Source organism: Cyclobacteriaceae bacterium (assembly GCA_030584025.1).
In the GTDB taxonomy this organism is placed as follows: Bacteria; Bacteroidota; Bacteroidia; order Cytophagales; family Cyclobacteriaceae; genus UBA2336.
This window is the reverse complement of sequence record CP129487.1, coordinates 3992768-4008362: the sequence shown is the minus strand read 5'-3', so window position 1 is coordinate 4008362 and position 15595 is coordinate 3992768. Positions and strand designations below refer to the sequence as shown.

Below are 15595 nucleotides of genomic sequence, written 5' to 3'. Positions count from 1 at the left end.
GCCATGATCAACAATCACCACATCATACGAATTCTTCGCGAGGGAGCCTTGTTGCTCAATCACACGTACGATCCGGAAAGTTTACGCTTTGTTGAAGTGAACAACCGCACGTACCACGAAGACGAATTCACCGAATTCAAACGCGACTTGTTTGAAGCCGCGAACAAAATTCAAATCATGATGCTGCAGTATCACCTGTCGCCTCAGGATTTTAAAATCTTTATTGAGAAAGAAGAACAGTTTGTATTGGCATTCCGAAAAACAGAAACCGGATTTATTCCTGTGATTATTCATCCGGCTGGTAAACGCAGAATGCAAACTACCATTGAAACTCGCCAGGCTGTACAAGATGCGTTTGATGACCAATCTGAATTTTACAAAGATGAACATGAAGAGATTATCTTCTTTGTCTTGTTTCCGCAGGAAAGTCTCGTTAGTGACTACGGGCTGGATGAAACCTCGGGCGGAAAAACCCTGAATCCAATTACCCGATTAATCCGTCTGCTTCACGCAGAAAGAAGTCAGATCAATTACATTTTCTTCTTTGCACTTGTTACCGGTTTAATCAGCCTCGTGTTGCCGCTTGGTATTCAGGCTACCGTGGAACTGATTTCCGGTGGTGTGTTTTTCAGCTCTGTGTATGTGCTTATTGGCATTGTGATCCTCGGAGTGATTTTCGGAGGAGTTCTTCAAATCATTCAAATCAGTTTAGTGGAACATTTACAGCGAAGGATATTCACCAAAGCCTCACTGGAATTTGCCTATCGCATTCCACGACTAAAAGCTGAATCCATCATCAGCAACTATGCACCTGAATTGGTAAACCGGTTTTTCGACATCATCACCATTCAAAAAGGATTACCCAAACTGCTGATCGATTTCACTTCAGGTATTATTCAAATTGCTTTTGGCTTACTGTTGCTTTCACTCTATCACCCTTTCTTTGTGTTCTTCAGCATCGGGTTGGTCAGCATTCTGATTATCATCTTTTACCTCACCGGCCCAAAAGGTTTGCGCTCATCCATTGAAGAATCGAAATACAAATACAAAGTGGCCCAATGGCTGGAGGAACTGGCGCGTGCCATCAACTCGTTCAAGCTTGCCGGTAGCACAGATCTGCCCATTAAAAAAACTGACTATAACGTAAACAACTACCTCAAATACAGAAAAACACATTTTCAAGTACTGATCAGTCAGTTCTCGTTCATATTGCTTTTTAAAGCGTTGGTAACAGGCGGTTTGCTCATTGTGGGTACCATTCTGGTAGTTGACCGACAGATTACGCTTGGACAGTTTGTAGCATCTGAAGTCATCATCATTCTCCTGCTCACGTCTGTTGAAAAAATCATCATGTACATGGATGTGATTTACGATATGCTCACAGCCGTTGACAAAGTAGCGCAGGTTACCGATTTACCGCTGGAAAAAGTTGGTGGACTTGATTTCCCTCGCAGCACACAACCCAAAGGCTATACCATTGATGTTAAAAATCTGAAGTACAAATATCCGGATCAACCGAACTTCATGATTAAAGGAATTGACCTGCACATTAAGGGCGGTGAACATGTATGTATAGCAGGCCCGGGCGGCTCAGGTAAAACAACCTTAACCAATGTAATCTCGGGTATTTACTCAGACTTTGAAGGTGCCGTTACCATTAACGATTACTCCATACGCGATCTAGACCTCACGCACTTACGTGATAAAATCGGGAAGAATATTTCGCAGGAAGACCTGTTTGACGGTACCATTCTCGACAACATTACTGTTGGCAAGCCCATGGAAAGTGTTGAGGATGCCATTCGTGCGTTGCGTATGGTTGGCCTGTCCGATGAAATCAACAGCTTGCCGGAAGGACTCAACACCCACCTGACCAGTGGCGGAAAAAATCTTTCCAATACCACCGTACACAAATTAATTCTTGCGCGTTGCCTGGCAAAAAATCCGGAGTTGATCATTCTCAACGATTTCTTCAATGGCTTGAAACGCGATGCTAAAGTTGAATTGATCAACTGCCTGGTGAACAAACAATATCACTGGACGTTGCTTGCGGTTTCTAATGATCCCTTGATTATGGAAGCCTGCGATCGGGTAATCGTATTGAATGATGGGATAATTGAGGCAGAAGGAACATTCCATGAACTCATGAAAGACAATAAAATAAATCGTTACCTCGACTAGTATGCTAAACCTATCGCGAAATCGGGTGAATAAAATCATAGAGCAGGAAAAGCTCTATTCCCTCAGGGCAATTAAAACCCCGCGAGCCGGCAGAATTCTGGCGCGTTGGCTCGTGGTACTTGGGGTTATTTTTCTAATTATCCTGTTTGTACCCTGGCAGCAGAACGTTCGGGGTACGGGCAAGGTAACAGCCTTCGATCCAATAAACCGGCCACAAACCGTGCAGTCGGCCATAGCCGGGCGTATTCAACACTGGCATGTACGCGAAGGTGAGTACGTTGAGAAGGGTGACACCATCATTACGCTTAGTGAAATCAAGGATAAATATTTTGATCCCGAATTATTAACACGTCTTCAGGAACAAATCAATGCGAAAGAACAAAGCTTAGTGGCGAAAGAACAAAAAGCGGCAGCGTTACTCCGCCAGATCAATGCGTTGCGCGAAGCCATGCAAAACAAAATCAGTCAGGCCAAAGCAAAACTGGAAGCAGAAGAGGTACGGTTTAAGAACGCTGAAAACCAATTTCAGCGAAACACAAAACTGTTCGAGGCGGGTAACATTCCCTTAACCAAATACCAGGAGATTGAATACAAGTACCAGGGTGCTCAGGCTGATTTCACCAATGCAAAAATTGAATTGGATCGTGTGGAAGCAGAATACCTGGACAAAATCAGCAAAGCTGAATCAGACCGAAGCAACACGCAAGCTGAAATTTTTGATACGGCCGCTGATTTAGCCAAGCTGCGCAATGAGTTTGCCAACATGCGCATACGAAATGAGCAATACCAAATCATCGCTCCGCAAGATGGTGTAGTGGTGCGCGCCATGCTGGCGGGTATTGGCGAAACCATAAAAGAAGGTGAAGCCGTATGCATGATTATGCCCCTTACAGAAGAAGACCTTGCCGTGGAGTTATATGTGAAAGCCATGGATGTACCCCTGATTACGCGCGGTCGAAAAGTTCGGATTGAGTTTGATGGATGGCCCGCGCTGCAATTCTCAGGTTGGCCAAGTGTTTCGGTAGGAACTTTTGGTGGAGAAGTGAAAGTAATCGACTATGTAAATTCAAAACCGGGAGAGTTCCGCTTGCTCGTTATTCCCGATCGTTCCGATGATCCATGGCCATCGCAACTGCGTGTTGGCTCAGGCATAAAAGCGTGGGTGATGCTGGATGATGTGCCGGTGTGGTACGAAATCTGGCGACAGCTTAACGGCTTCCCGCCAAGCCTGTACGAGGCACCACTTGATAGTATCATCGAAAAGAAACCAGAAGAATCCAGAAACGATGAAGAAAAATAATTTTCTTTTCATACTACTTTTTGCTGGTATGGCTTCGCTTCGGGCGCAAAGCCTGACGGATTCTATATTCATACTACCCGATACCACACGTCCGTTCACCATTGAAAACTTTTATTACCTCGTGCTATCCCATCATCCCATCGCACGACAAACCGAATTACTAACGGATGTTGCCAAACAGGAAATACGCCTGGCACGTGGAAGCTTTGATCCGAAAATTGAAATTCAATACCTCAACAAAAATTTCAATGACACCGAGTACTACCAGATTTTTGATGGTGCCGTGAAATTTCCAACCGTATTCCCGATTGATCCCAAAGTGGGCGTGGAACGAAATGAAGGACAATTTCTGAACCCTGAACGATACATTTCAGATGCCTTCAATTACCGCCAGTTTTATGCGGGCATTTCGTTGCCGCTTGGGCGCGGATTAATTACGGATGAGCGAAGAACAGCATTGCGTCAAGCTGAACTTTTCAAAGATCTTACCGAAGCAGAACAAGTAAAACTGATCAATAAACTATTGCTGGATGCTGCCAAAGATTACTGGAACTGGTACCATGCCTATTACAATTTCCGATTGCTTCAGCGTGGCGTACTTGTGGCACAGGATATTTTTGACCGGACAAAAGTAAATGCGCAACTCGGTGAAGCTGCACCTATCGATACGGTGCAAGCTAAAATTACCTTACAACAACGATTGATTGAACAACAGGAGGCGATACTGAATTTTCAAAATTCAGGTATCGTGTTGAGCACTTACCTGTGGGATAGTTTGGGAAACCCGGCCATGCTTACACCGGATAGAGTACCTGTGCTTAATCGCGATATGCTGGTACTTTCTACTCAGGAACTGGAGCAACTTACAGAACAAGCCCGCATGAACCATCCGGAGTTGCGTAAACTTGCTGTAAAACTTTTACAACTTGAAAATGAACGGAGGCTTGCTGCTGAATTTTTAAAGCCCCGCCTGGATGTTAATTACAACTTGTTAAATCAGCCGTTTGATCCAAATTGGAATACCAATTTCAATTTAGGAGATAACTACAAATTCGGATTGGATTTCAGCATGCCGGTATTTCTGCGTAAAGAACGCTCCAAGCTGGCGTTAACGCGATTGAAAATTTCCGGAACAACATATGAGCGTGATCTCGCCCAACGCCAAATTGTAAACGACATCAATGCCACCCACAACGAACTGGTAAATACCGCGGCCATCATGAGCAATCAGCTTAGCATGGTTCAGAATTACGAGCGATTGCTTGAGGCTGAAATTTTGAATTTCGAAAGCGGAGAAAGTGATTTATTCAAAATCAACATCCAACAGGAGAAGCTTATCCAATCGCAAAGCAAGCTGGTGAAGCTGATGTCGGAGTACGAAAAACAAAAAGCTTTGTTATACTGGGCTGCGGGTGTACGCAACCTAGGGTTCACCAATTAGGGCTAAAGAATGGCGCGCTCCAGCAAATCGCCCAACGCGTAAGCTGTAAGCGCAGCGATTACACCCAGGCCAACTGTTTCGGCAATGCTACGCACATAGCCGGCTTGCGTAACAAAATTCTTGGCTGCGCCTATCAGCACAAATGCGATGAAAGTAAAAAGCGATGATACAAAGAAAGGACTCGCGTCAACTTTATTAAGTAACGTGGCCACATAGGAAACAAGCGGGACCGCCCCTGCAATTACAAAGGCCATAAAGGTGAACAGTCCCGATTTGAAAGGGGACTTATCTTCTTTCATCAAGCCCAGCTCATCGTGCATCATGGTTTGCAACCACACCTGTCGGTTGGCCGTGATGCGGTTCACCACCATTTCCAGTTCAGCACCTTCAAAACCCTTGGCCCGATAGATATCCTCAACTTCTTTGCGCTCTACATCGGGCATGTTATCAATCTCCCATTCCTCAACTTTCAAATGCTTATTGTAATTATCGACCTCAGATTTCTTGGAAAGAAATGCACCGATAGACATAGAAAGACCATCAGCAAGTAAGTTAGCCACACCCAGTATCAACACAATTTGAATGCTTAAGCCTGCACCGGCTGAACCCGCAACAACTGCAAACGTAGTCACGATTCCATCAATCGAGCCATAAACCATTTCCGGCAAATACTTTTCTGCTTTCTTAAACCAGGTGGATGTGCCGTGGTAATGATTTTCTTTGGATTCGTGTGTTGACATTACCGTTTAGACTGGTAAAAAAAATGCTAACTGATTTATCAGGGCGCCAATATAGCCTCAATAACTTCCATGGCTGCGCGCTCTCCGGATTTCAAGGCTCCACTCACCGTTCCAAACTCACCTGTATCATCCGTGGCTTCACCGGCAAAGAAAAGCTTATCGCCAACCGGAGCACCTAAATCTGTACGGTCTGCATTTGTTCCGCCCGGTAATGGATAGGAAACACCACCTTTAATTAATGGATCTTTTGTCCAATCCTTTATGGTGTACACAAGCGAATTGTCGGTTGTATCTCTTCGGATATTTTCTGTTGCCTTTCCATCAAACACCGCATCCATCTCACTTAATAATTGAAGCACAACCTGATCGCCCGTCAGGCCAGAAAATTGCTCAGCTTTTTCACCGTTAATGGTAATGGAAAGTGTGCGGTTAAGTTCACTTCTTCCAATGGCGTTATTCAGATAATCGGGACTTTCAGCACCACCAAAAAGTGCTGCAACATCTTCGCCATAAAAATTTCGTTTGAATTCCAGGATCACCCGCATGGAAGCATCCATACCAATACGACTCATAGCGCCTGTTTTGGATGAAGGCAAAGCAGGTGTAAACGAAATATCTCCGGCCTTCAAAACAGAAACCGGCACGGTCACAATTACTTTATCTACAGTTTCTGTTCCGCCCGCATGCGTGATCTCCACTTTTTCACCACCATAATTCACCGACTGCACTTTTGTATTGTATTGCACCGATGAAACAGCGCGTACATAACGCGACAACAACACATCCTGCAATGGATTTGTACTGGATGTAAATTCCTTCCCATCGTGTGTAACCTGGGCTAATGCTTCTGCCAATGCATTTGCTCCGATTCGGTTAGCTGATGATCCGTAAGTATTGCCCAACCACGAATTGATAATTGCATTCATGCGTGCAGCCACACCTGCGCCTTGCGCTGCCTGAAGAACCGTAGTGTTTGCTCCTCCGGTAAAAGAAGCAAAGCCTTCGCGAAAGTTTTTTGCGTTAACAAAATCGTTATCCAACAATGCTTCAGCTTCAGCTAACACAGCATTATCAATAAAAAAGGCATCGGCACTGGCCGAACGAAAATCGACCAACGGCACTTTCATCAAATCAATGATCTCTTTCCAACGTGACTCCGATCCGATTACCCGATCAGCACCCAACTCCAACGGAAAATCCGAATAAGGGAGCGCTGCCGGAAAAACAATTAACGATTCCGTGGGCACATCACTTCTTCGTAATGAACAAACACGGCCACCCAACCGGCTGGAAGCTTCGAATATTTTAACCTTAACGCCTTTGGAAATCAGGATATCGGCTGCCAATAATCCGGCTGCTCCTGCACCGATAATTCCAACCACACCATCGTATTGAATTTCAGGGCCGGGGCCATCCTCTTTACAAGATGAAAGCCAGGGCAGCGCAAGTCCTGCTGACAATCCAAATCCAATTTGTTTAATGGCCGTTCTGCGTTTCACCGTTTACTTAGTTTTCTGAAAGATAGCGAGGATTAGAGTTTTAAGAAAATATCCCCATTTTAGGCTCATGAATACGGTCGAGGCAGAAAAAGTAAAGCGCATTGCAATTGTTGGCCCGGAATGCACGGGCAAAACGGATCTGGCTATGGCCTTAGCCAGTCATTACCAAACCGTTTGGGTGCCTGAATATGCACGGAATTACATTGACCGGTTAGAGAGACCTTATATTGAAGGTGATTTACATACCATTGCACATTGGCAGCTGTTTACCGAAGATTCGCTTGCCCTAAAAGCAAATCGGGTACTCATTTGTGATACCGACCTTACTATCATTAAAGTATGGAGTGAACATAAATATGGTCGGGTTGATCCTAAAATTATAGCGCTGATGAAGGCTCGTACGTACGATCTGCACTTACTCACGTACGTTGATATTCCGTGGGAAGATGATCCGCAACGCGAACATCCGGATAAACGCGAGTACTTTTTCAACCTATACAAGCGTGAACTTGAACAGCAAGGCATACTTCCTGTTGAAATACGGGGAACGCGAGCGGAACGCGTAGACACAGCAATAACAGCTATAGATCGCATCTTGCAACCTTGAAATACCGCTCACCAAAACGCGGTTTTTCTTTTCAGGTCAAAGTGATAACTTCCTATCCTAAACCTGAACCACCATGACATCCCGCAGATCGTTCTTCCGTAAAACAGCCGGCATTGCCACCACATTCGCGCTTACACCCATCGCACAACAAGCGCTAGCCGAAGATATTTCCGATGCGTTGTTCTCCTTAAATAAATTGTCACCGCTGGATGCTGCCGGTGACGAAGAACTGTGGGCTCGCATGGCACAAGCGTATACTGTCTCGCCTACCATTTTGAATCTCAACAATGGTGGAGTTAGTCCGCAACCCAAAGTAGTGCAAGATGCCGTTGACCGATATTCCCACTTAAGCAACGAAGCGCCAACCTACTATATGTGGCAAATTTTGGATAAAGGTCGTGAGTCGGTACGCAGAAAACTCGCTGACCTGGCCGGCACATCACCCGAAGAGCTTGCCGTAAACCGAAATGCAACGGAAGCACTCGACACAGTAACCTGGGGTTTAACGCTTACCAAAGGTGATGAGATTGTGATGACGAAGCAGGATTACCCCAACATGATCCAGGCATGGAAGCAAAAGGAAATGCGCGATGGTATAAAAATCAAATGGATCAGTTTTGATTTGCCCGCAGAGGACGATGATGCGATTGTAAAAGGTTTTATTAACGCGACAACATCCAAAACAAAAATCTGGCACATCACCCACATGATTAACTGGACCGGCCAGATCATGCCTGTAAAAAAACTTTGTGATGAAGCCCGGAAAAGAAACATCATCTCCATTGTGGATGGTGCGCACACCTTTGCACACATGGCGTTCAGCATAAAAGATTTCAATCCGGATTACTATGGAACCAGTCTGCATAAATGGCTGAGTGCACCCTTTGGTACAGGTATGTTGTACGTGAAAAAAGAAAACATTGCCGGCTTATGGCCCCTCTTCCCAAACGACAAGCCCACCGACAGCAACATCCGTAAGTTTGAAACCCTGGGTACCCGCTCCTTTGCACCTGAGCAAGCCATTGGGCAGGCCATTGATTTTCACAACGGCATTGGAAGCAAACGTAAAGAAGAACGCCTGCGGTACTTAAAGAATTATTGGTGCGAAAAGGTGGTGAAGAATCCGCGCATAAAACTTCATGTTTCCATGAAACCGGAGTACGCCTGTGCATTGGGCACTTTCTCTGTTGATGGCATGGAGCCTGCTGATGTTATGAACAAACTCTTCAACGATCATCAAATTCACACCACTTCAATTGTCTGGGAAAACATCAGTTGCGTACGGGTAACCCCACACGTGTACACCACCACTAAAGACCTTGACCGGTTTGTTGAGGCTGTACTGAAGATTGCTTCATCCTGATTTTCATTAACAAAACTTTTTCTCATGATTCGGTATGTTCTTATTATCACCTCCTTCCTCCTTTGTTACTGCTCATCCAATCAGGAAAAACTCAAACAAACGGAACTTACCGTTTCCGGGCTAAAGCAGCCGGTTGAAATCATTCGCGATGAACATGGGGTTAACCACATCTTTGCTCAAAACCAACACGACCTTTTCTTTGCACAAGGTTATGCCGCAGCCAAAGACAGACTATTTCAATTTGAAATCTGGCGGAGGCAAGCGACCGGAACCGTAGCTGAAATTTTAGGAGAACGCGAAGTGAAACGCGATATCGGTGCACGACTTTTTAAATATCGTGGCGACCTGACCCAAGAACTAAACCACTATCACCCACAGGGCGAAGAAATTATTCAGGCATTTACTGATGGTGTAAATGCTTTTATCAAAGAAACAGAAAATAACCCTCAACTTCTTCCAATCGAATTTGAATTGCTTGGGATTAAACCCGGTTACTGGACACCCGATGTTGTCATATCACGGCACCAGGGTTTGGTGGGCAATGTTACCGATGAACTTGATATTGCACGCGCGATTGTTTTGCTGGGAGAAGAAAAAGTAAAAGAGCTTCGTGTGTTTGAACCTGGCGAGCCCGACCTCACATTCGATCCAGCTATTGATACTGCTGGTCTCTTTGAAAATATTTTAGAATTATACACTACCTACCGAAGACCGGTTTCCTTCAAGCCTGAAGATCTTATTGCTTACACCAATCCCTCCTCTATCGACTACAATTTTCTGGCGCAAGCCGATGAACAAGCATTGCTTGAGCTTACTAACTCTTCACAACACGTTATTGGTAGCAACAACTGGGTTGTCTCAGGAAAAAAATCCGTATCGGGTTATCCTCTACTGGCCAATGATCCGCATCGTGCATTGGCGGCTCCCTCGCTACGCTACATGGTTCATTTGCACGCACCGGGTTGGAATGTAGTAGGCGGTGGCGAGCCGACTATTCCCGGGATTTCTATCGGACATAATGAACACGGTGCCTGGGGACTTACTGTTTTTGAAGTGGATAGTGAAGACTTGGTTGTGTATGACCTCGACCCAAAAAATCTGCTTCGGTACAAATACAACGGATCGTGGGAAGAGATGAAAATCATTCCCGACACCATTCAGGTAAAAGATGCTGCGGATGTGTACGTCAACCATCAATACACCCGACATGGACCCGTAACATTTGTTGACACGAAACGGAATAAAGCGTATGCGGTGCGGTGTGCCTGGTTGGAACCGGGAGGTGCACCATACCTGGCAAGTCTGCGCATGGATGTTGCCAAAACCTGGGAAGAGTTTCGTGAGGCTTGTACGTTCAGTCATCTTCCGGGTGAAAATATGATTTGGGCAGATCAGCAAGGAAACATCGGCTGGCAAGTGGTAGGCATTGCACCTGTGCGTAAAAACTGGACTGGCCTGTTGCCCGTACCGGGAGATGGACGTTATGAATGGGACGGATACCTTCCCATCAAACAATTGCCCAATACACTAAATCCTGAAAAAGGCTTTTGGGCAACCGCAAATGAAAACCTGGTTTTAAGCAATTACCCGCATCGGAATGCAGTGGGTTGGGAATGGGCTGATAGCAGTCGGGCGAATAGAGTAAATGAAGTACTCGCATCAAAAGAAAAATTTACGGTTGATGACATGAAGCAACTTCAGGTGGATTACTTGTCGCTACCGGCACGCAACCTTATACCTTACTTGCAACAACTTGAATTTGAAAATGCAACATATGATAGTCTGAAAAACCTGTTACTGAATTGGGATTACGTTCTTTCATCTTCATCCATTGAAGCTGCAGTATATGTCGCCTGGGAAAGAGAAATTATTCGTGAGGCTTATACGCGTTTTGTGCCTGCACATGCCAGAGATGCTATTCGTTATGTACCGTTAAGACGAATACAGGAGTGGTTAAAAAGTAACCGTACTGAATTTGGGGGCACTAATTCATTTCTCAAAAACTCTTTTCAAAAAGCTGTGGATAATCTAAAAGAAAAGTTAGGTAGTGATATTACTAATTGGCAGTATGGCCAACCTGAATATCATCACGTGTTGATCAAGCATCCGTTGAGCAATGCGGTCAATGACTCCCTTCGGGAACTGTTGAATTGCGGACCCTTGCCTCGTGGCGGAAATGGATTTACTCCCGGCATGACGGGCAATGGTGATAATCAAACCAGTGGAGCATCATTTCGAATGGTTGCGGATTTATCTAACCTGAATGAAACCTGGTTCACCAACGCCCCCGGGCAAAGTGGTGATGTACACAGTTCGTTCTACAAAAACTTATTTGAACCCTGGGCCCTTGATGAACACTTCAATGTGTTTTTTACCAAGCGCTCCATTGAAAAAGTCGCGCATGAACGCATTGTGCTTAAACCTTAAAAATCCAGTGGATGATTTTTGTCAGGTGTGACTTTAATCACAACATATTTTAAGGAAAGGCTATAGGTTTAAGTAATTAAACCTCTAATGCTATGAAAAAGAACATGGGTAAAACCGACAAATTAATTCGGGTAACACTGGGGCTGATTTTTATTGCCCTGTATTTTGCCGGAACCGTTACTGGAACATTGGGCATTGTACTGCTTATTTTAGGAGCGGTGTTCATCCTAACCAGTGCCATGAGTTTTTGTCCACTCTATACGTTGGTGGGCATAAACACGTGTGCAGTAAAGAAATAATGTTTGATTAAGCGCCAAACCAATTCGGGAAGCTCCACACCATCCAGCCATAAACAGCAAACCGAAGTATACGGGATATACAAACAAGCAAAAAGGTTTTGAAAGGAAGCCTTACCGAGCCCGCAAGCATGCACATGGCTGAAAACGGAACCGGTGTAATGGCACCTACCAAAACCAGGTACATGCCATATTTGCGCAAGCTGTATTCATATTGAACCAGATACCGTTCGCGTATTCTTTTAAAGAATGCTGTTTTGGTAAAGGTTATTCCGATGTAGTACCCAAGTACACCTGCTCCATAGGAAATTACCGCCAGAATGGAAAGGTTAATGATATATTGCGAAAGATCGCCCTGATGTTGCCAGAGGATCATAAAAAATTCCGGAGGAATAATACCGAAAACAATCTCTGAGGCTGTAAAAATTGAAAACAATAAAAGCTCCTTTCCAGCTAATGTTTTCATGTGTTGCGACAGCGTTTCTTCGATGTAGCCTTCCAGCAAAATATACGCTGTAATAATCACGGCAAACCAAAGCAACCCCTTCAGCAGGTTACGCATCAAAAATCCCGATGGCGTTTCGTTGTCTTGTTGTTCCATACCTTATCCAACTATCGGCATACGTTTAAAGGGTTTCGACTCATCAAATAACTTCCGATACGTAGCATGTCGTTTAACCACCGGTGCATTAATTTGTTCTACAACCCGTATCATTTTAGGATTGAAGTCTCCAATCCAATTCATTTCGTATTGCTGGTAAGCAAATCCCTTTGCGTGAGCCATTTTTCTGAATGTCTCAATAATGGCTCCGTCAACACCTTTTCCCTGATGTTCGGGCACAACGCCAAATAAAAGTCCAAATGCCTTTTTATTCGTTTTGCGAAACGAATGCCATACAAACTTCAATTTACCCAGCACATCCAGCTTACCATTTACGTGTTTAAATATCTGGTTTACTTCCGGTAACGATAAGAAGAACGCTATCGGCTCACCCTTATAGTATCCAAACCACAATAACTTCTCATCCATAATCGGCTTCATCTGCTTAACCAAATGACGCGCCTGTGCTTCGGTTAGTTCAGGTATTTCACCACGCTTTGCCCAGGCACGATTATACACATCTTTAATTTTTGTCGGCAATGTATCCCACTGTGATTTAGGTAAATAACTGAATGCGTAATCCGGGTTTTGTTCCACCAGCTTGGCCTTTTCATACAAGCGGTCATCCAATGGGCCTTCAATTGGGCGGCCAAAGGTTAGCTGATAGAAATAAACCTGGAAACCATAGGCTTCAAAAAACTCCTTGTAATAAGGGAAATTATAATTGCATTGATAATTGGGTTCGCGGTCATATCCTTCAATTAACAATCCCCACCACCGGTCGCGGTTGCCGAAATTAATGGGGCCATCCATAGCCTCCATGCCGCGATCCTGCAACCATTTTTTAGCTGTATCGAACAACGTAAATGCAGCTTGTTGATTTTGAATGCACTCAAAGAAACCGAATCCACCGGTAGGCTGATCGTTTCCTTTATTAACTGTTTTTTGATTGATGAAAGCTGCAATTCGCCCGATTGTTTCACCAGAATCGCTTTGTAAAATCCAACGCACGCATTCACCGTGTTGAAAAGTCTTGTTCTTCTCCCGATCAAAAACTGCCTCGACATCTTTATCCAACGGCCTGATCCAGCATGGCTCATTTTTGTAAAGCCTTACCGGCAGCATCAGAAATTCACGCTGATGTTCTATGCTTGTAACCTCACTAATTTTCATGCTTCTGGTATTCCGCTTGCTTCAATTGGGCTCGTTGATCCGGAAGTTGAATGATAAACGTTGTACCCGCTCCAGGTTTACTCACTACGTCAATTATACCATTTAATTTCTCTACTGCATTCTTAACAATATATAACCCAATACCCGATCCATCGGATTGCTCAGTGGCACGATAAAACATTTCAAATATTCTGCCGAGGTTCTCCTCACTGATTCCAATACCATTATCAGCAAAAACAATTCTCACTCCCTCACCATCGGCTGACGAAATCTCTACATGAACCTGCGGTTGGCCCGAATCCGTTTGTCTGTACTTGATCGCATTGGAAACCAGGTTTCTGAAAATCTCACCAATGCGCCAGGGATCGCTGTAAAATTCGCCTTGCTGTATGGAAATATCAAATTGAACATCTGCCGCGCCATCGAGGTAATTTAAATCGGTGATGGTGCGCGATAAAATATTTTTAAAATCAATCTGGTCAATTTTTACTTCCAGCTTTAAATTTTTGGAGTGGCTAAGCACATCGCTGATGAAGTGATCCAGGTCTGCTACTTTCTCTCCGATAATGCGAATGTATTCGTGCAGATCATCGGTATTGCCCGGAAGTTTTGAAAGATTAACGAGACCCAGGATGGATGATAAAGGCGCACGCAGGTCATGAGAAACCTTATACACGAAATTATCCAACTCCGTGTTTCTCGTCTTTAATTCTTCTTCTAATTGTTTATGACTGGTGATGTCGACATACACGCCATAAATTCCAATGGCCTGTTCATCAATCATAATGGGCATACCGTAAAGAATTACATCTACGCGATTTCCATCTTTTCGCTTGCGGAAGGTCTCCAACTGAATAACCCGCTTAGAAGCAATAAGGTTATTCAAATCAATCCCTTCTATCTGCAACTCGGATGGTACGATAAAATCATTCAGGTTTTTACCCTTGACTTCATGCATGTCGTACCCGAAAATAGATGAGAAGCCCGGGTTTATCATCTCCACGCGCCCATTCACATCCAACATGACCACGGCAATCGGAACATTGTTGAACAATTGCGTAAATAATGTTTCGTTCTTTCGGATTTCTTCCGCTACACGCTTTTGATCGGTAATGTCGCGAACAATAATCTGAACACCAGGTTGGCCTTTAAAATTAAAAGGCATGGCAGAAGTTTCTACAAAAATAATCTCACCATTTGCGCGTATAAATTTCTCTTCAGCAGCAGGAAGTGTTTCACCCGCCAGTACGCGCTTCATGCGCTCAACCACAAGGGGTTTGCTGTCGGGGTGAACAAATTCCATCACATTTCGTCCAATCAATTCACCTTGCTTCACCCGCATAAGGCTGTGCGCGTATGCATTGGCCATTACGAGCTCCCCGTTTATGTGAATGCCAATGCCCAAAGGCAAATGTTCAACGAGTGATTGAAAACGCAACTCGTGTTCTTGCTCCTGAAGTTTTCGTTCGGTGATGTCAATCATGATTCCCTTGCGCATAATGCCATCCGCAAAGGGAGCTGGATTTGAACGGGTTTCAATCCACCGGATTTTTCCATTCACCAGTATTCTACCTTCCCAATTCCACGCACCGTGGGTGTCGTGACTTTGTTGTAAAGTCTCTTCAAAACCAGAACTGTCATCAGGTAAAATTATCTTCCGGAAAACCGTAGAATCCTTAAGGAAAACATCCGCATCAATGCCTAAAATTTCTTTGCAATTTTCACTGATATACTGAAACGAACGGCTTCCATCCTTGCGGATGATGTATTCATAAACTACACCGGGCAGGTCCTGAAACAACTGCTGCATATCAGATGATAACGATAATAGGTTTGGCAGAGGGCCTTTTTAGGGTTAGTTCAGATTTTAGCGTGTGCAAGATAGATTTTAGCTGAAATTATCCAAAGGTTAACACCGTTCAGAATTGGTAAACTCTTGGTAAAACCAACAAAAAACCCATCCTCAA

At 44.4% G+C, this 15595-nt stretch carries 12 protein-coding genes; 7 read left to right on the top strand and 5 right to left on the bottom strand.

The annotated features are described in order from the left end of the window. Window positions 1–3: 3 nt before the first annotated feature. The 3 genes from QY309_18155 to QY309_18145 are packed head-to-tail and all read left to right on the top strand — an operon-like array spanning window position 4 to window position 4922. Complete coding sequence (locus tag QY309_18155; GenBank protein ID WKZ59770.1) at window positions 4–2181, top strand: ATP-binding cassette domain-containing protein; 2178 nt, start codon at window positions 4–6, stop codon at window positions 2179–2181. 1 nt (window position 2182) lies between these two features. Beyond that, the gene (locus tag QY309_18150; GenBank protein WKZ59769.1) at window positions 2183–3481 is read left to right on the top strand and encodes an HlyD family efflux transporter periplasmic adaptor subunit; all 1299 of its coding nucleotides are present in this window, start codon (window positions 2183–2185) and stop codon (window positions 3479–3481) included. Then, window positions 3468–4922 carry a TolC family protein gene (locus QY309_18145; protein WKZ59768.1) on the top strand — a complete coding sequence of 485 codons (1455 nt, stop codon included), beginning with the start codon at window positions 3468–3470 and terminating at the stop codon, window positions 4920–4922. Before QY309_18150 ends, QY309_18145 begins: the two co-directional genes overlap by 14 nt. Window positions 4923–4924: 2 nt before the next feature. Here the strand turns inward: QY309_18145 and QY309_18140 are convergent, their stop codons facing one another. Further along, window positions 4925–5662 (bottom strand): VIT1/CCC1 transporter family protein, encoded by a 738-nt coding sequence (locus tag QY309_18140; protein ID WKZ59767.1) that lies wholly within the window; start codon window positions 5660–5662, stop codon window positions 4925–4927. Window positions 5663–5700: 38 nt separating this feature from the next. Next, complete coding sequence (locus QY309_18135; protein ID WKZ59766.1) at window positions 5701–7161, bottom strand: NAD(P)/FAD-dependent oxidoreductase; 1461 nt, start codon at window positions 7159–7161, stop codon at window positions 5701–5703. Between the two features lie 67 nt (window positions 7162–7228). Here QY309_18135 and QY309_18130 point away from each other — a divergent pair, with 67 nt between their 5' ends. From QY309_18130 to QY309_18115, 4 genes are all read left to right on the top strand, one after another. Beyond that, on the top strand, window positions 7229–7768 hold the full coding sequence (locus tag QY309_18130; protein WKZ59765.1) for an ATP-binding protein: 540 nt from the start codon (window positions 7229–7231) through the stop codon (window positions 7766–7768). A 73-nt stretch (window positions 7769–7841) separates the two neighbouring features. Then, entirely contained in the window at window positions 7842–9131 is a 1290-nt protein-coding gene (locus tag QY309_18125) for an aminotransferase class V-fold PLP-dependent enzyme (GenBank protein ID WKZ59764.1), read from the top strand. A 24-nt stretch (window positions 9132–9155) separates the two neighbouring features. Then, on the top strand, window positions 9156–11558 hold the full coding sequence (locus QY309_18120; protein ID WKZ59763.1) for a penicillin acylase family protein: 2403 nt from the start codon (window positions 9156–9158) through the stop codon (window positions 11556–11558). A 92-nt stretch (window positions 11559–11650) separates the two neighbouring features. Next, window positions 11651–11857, top strand: coding sequence for a DUF2892 domain-containing protein (locus QY309_18115; GenBank protein WKZ59762.1), 207 nt, complete (start codon window positions 11651–11653; stop codon window positions 11855–11857). Window positions 11858–11864: 7 nt separating this feature from the next. On the opposite strand, the gene QY309_18110 is transcribed toward QY309_18115, so the two are convergent. From QY309_18110 to QY309_18100, 3 genes are read right to left on the bottom strand one after another with little or no spacing between them, the layout of a single operon-like run. Beyond that, complete coding sequence (locus QY309_18110; GenBank protein WKZ59761.1) at window positions 11865–12455, bottom strand: VTT domain-containing protein; 591 nt, start codon at window positions 12453–12455, stop codon at window positions 11865–11867. A 3-nt stretch (window positions 12456–12458) separates the two neighbouring features. Further along, window positions 12459–13628, bottom strand: a complete 1170-nt coding sequence (locus tag QY309_18105) for a hypothetical protein (protein ID WKZ59760.1) — start codon at window positions 13626–13628, stop codon at window positions 12459–12461. Beyond that, window positions 13618–15438, bottom strand: coding sequence for a PAS domain S-box protein (locus tag QY309_18100; GenBank protein ID WKZ59759.1), 1821 nt, complete (start codon window positions 15436–15438; stop codon window positions 13618–13620). The genes QY309_18105 and QY309_18100 overlap by 11 nt, the downstream gene beginning before the upstream one ends. Window positions 15439–15595: the final 157 nt, after the last annotated feature.

Coding starts and splice junctions, on each gene's coding strand:
- QY309_18140 (WKZ59767.1), bottom strand. CDS start 5,662: ATGTCAACACACGAATCCAAAGAAAATCATTACCACGGCACATCCACC.
- QY309_18115 (WKZ59762.1), top strand. CDS start 11,651: ATGAAAAAGAACATGGGTAAAACCGACAAATTAATTCGGGTAACACTG.
- QY309_18110 (WKZ59761.1), bottom strand. CDS start 12,455: ATGGAACAACAAGACAACGAAACGCCATCGGGATTTTTGATGCGTAAC.
- QY309_18125 (WKZ59764.1), top strand. CDS start 7,842: ATGACATCCCGCAGATCGTTCTTCCGTAAAACAGCCGGCATTGCCACC.
- QY309_18155 (WKZ59770.1), top strand. CDS start 4: ATGATCAACAATCACCACATCATACGAATTCTTCGCGAGGGAGCCTTG.
- QY309_18145 (WKZ59768.1), top strand. CDS start 3,468: ATGAAGAAAAATAATTTTCTTTTCATACTACTTTTTGCTGGTATGGCT.
- QY309_18100 (WKZ59759.1), bottom strand. CDS start 15,438: ATGCAGCAGTTGTTTCAGGACCTGCCCGGTGTAGTTTATGAATACATC.
- QY309_18105 (WKZ59760.1), bottom strand. CDS start 13,628: ATGAAAATTAGTGAGGTTACAAGCATAGAACATCAGCGTGAATTTCTG.
- QY309_18150 (WKZ59769.1), top strand. CDS start 2,183: ATGCTAAACCTATCGCGAAATCGGGTGAATAAAATCATAGAGCAGGAA.
- QY309_18130 (WKZ59765.1), top strand. CDS start 7,229: ATGAATACGGTCGAGGCAGAAAAAGTAAAGCGCATTGCAATTGTTGGC.
- QY309_18120 (WKZ59763.1), top strand. CDS start 9,156: ATGATTCGGTATGTTCTTATTATCACCTCCTTCCTCCTTTGTTACTGC.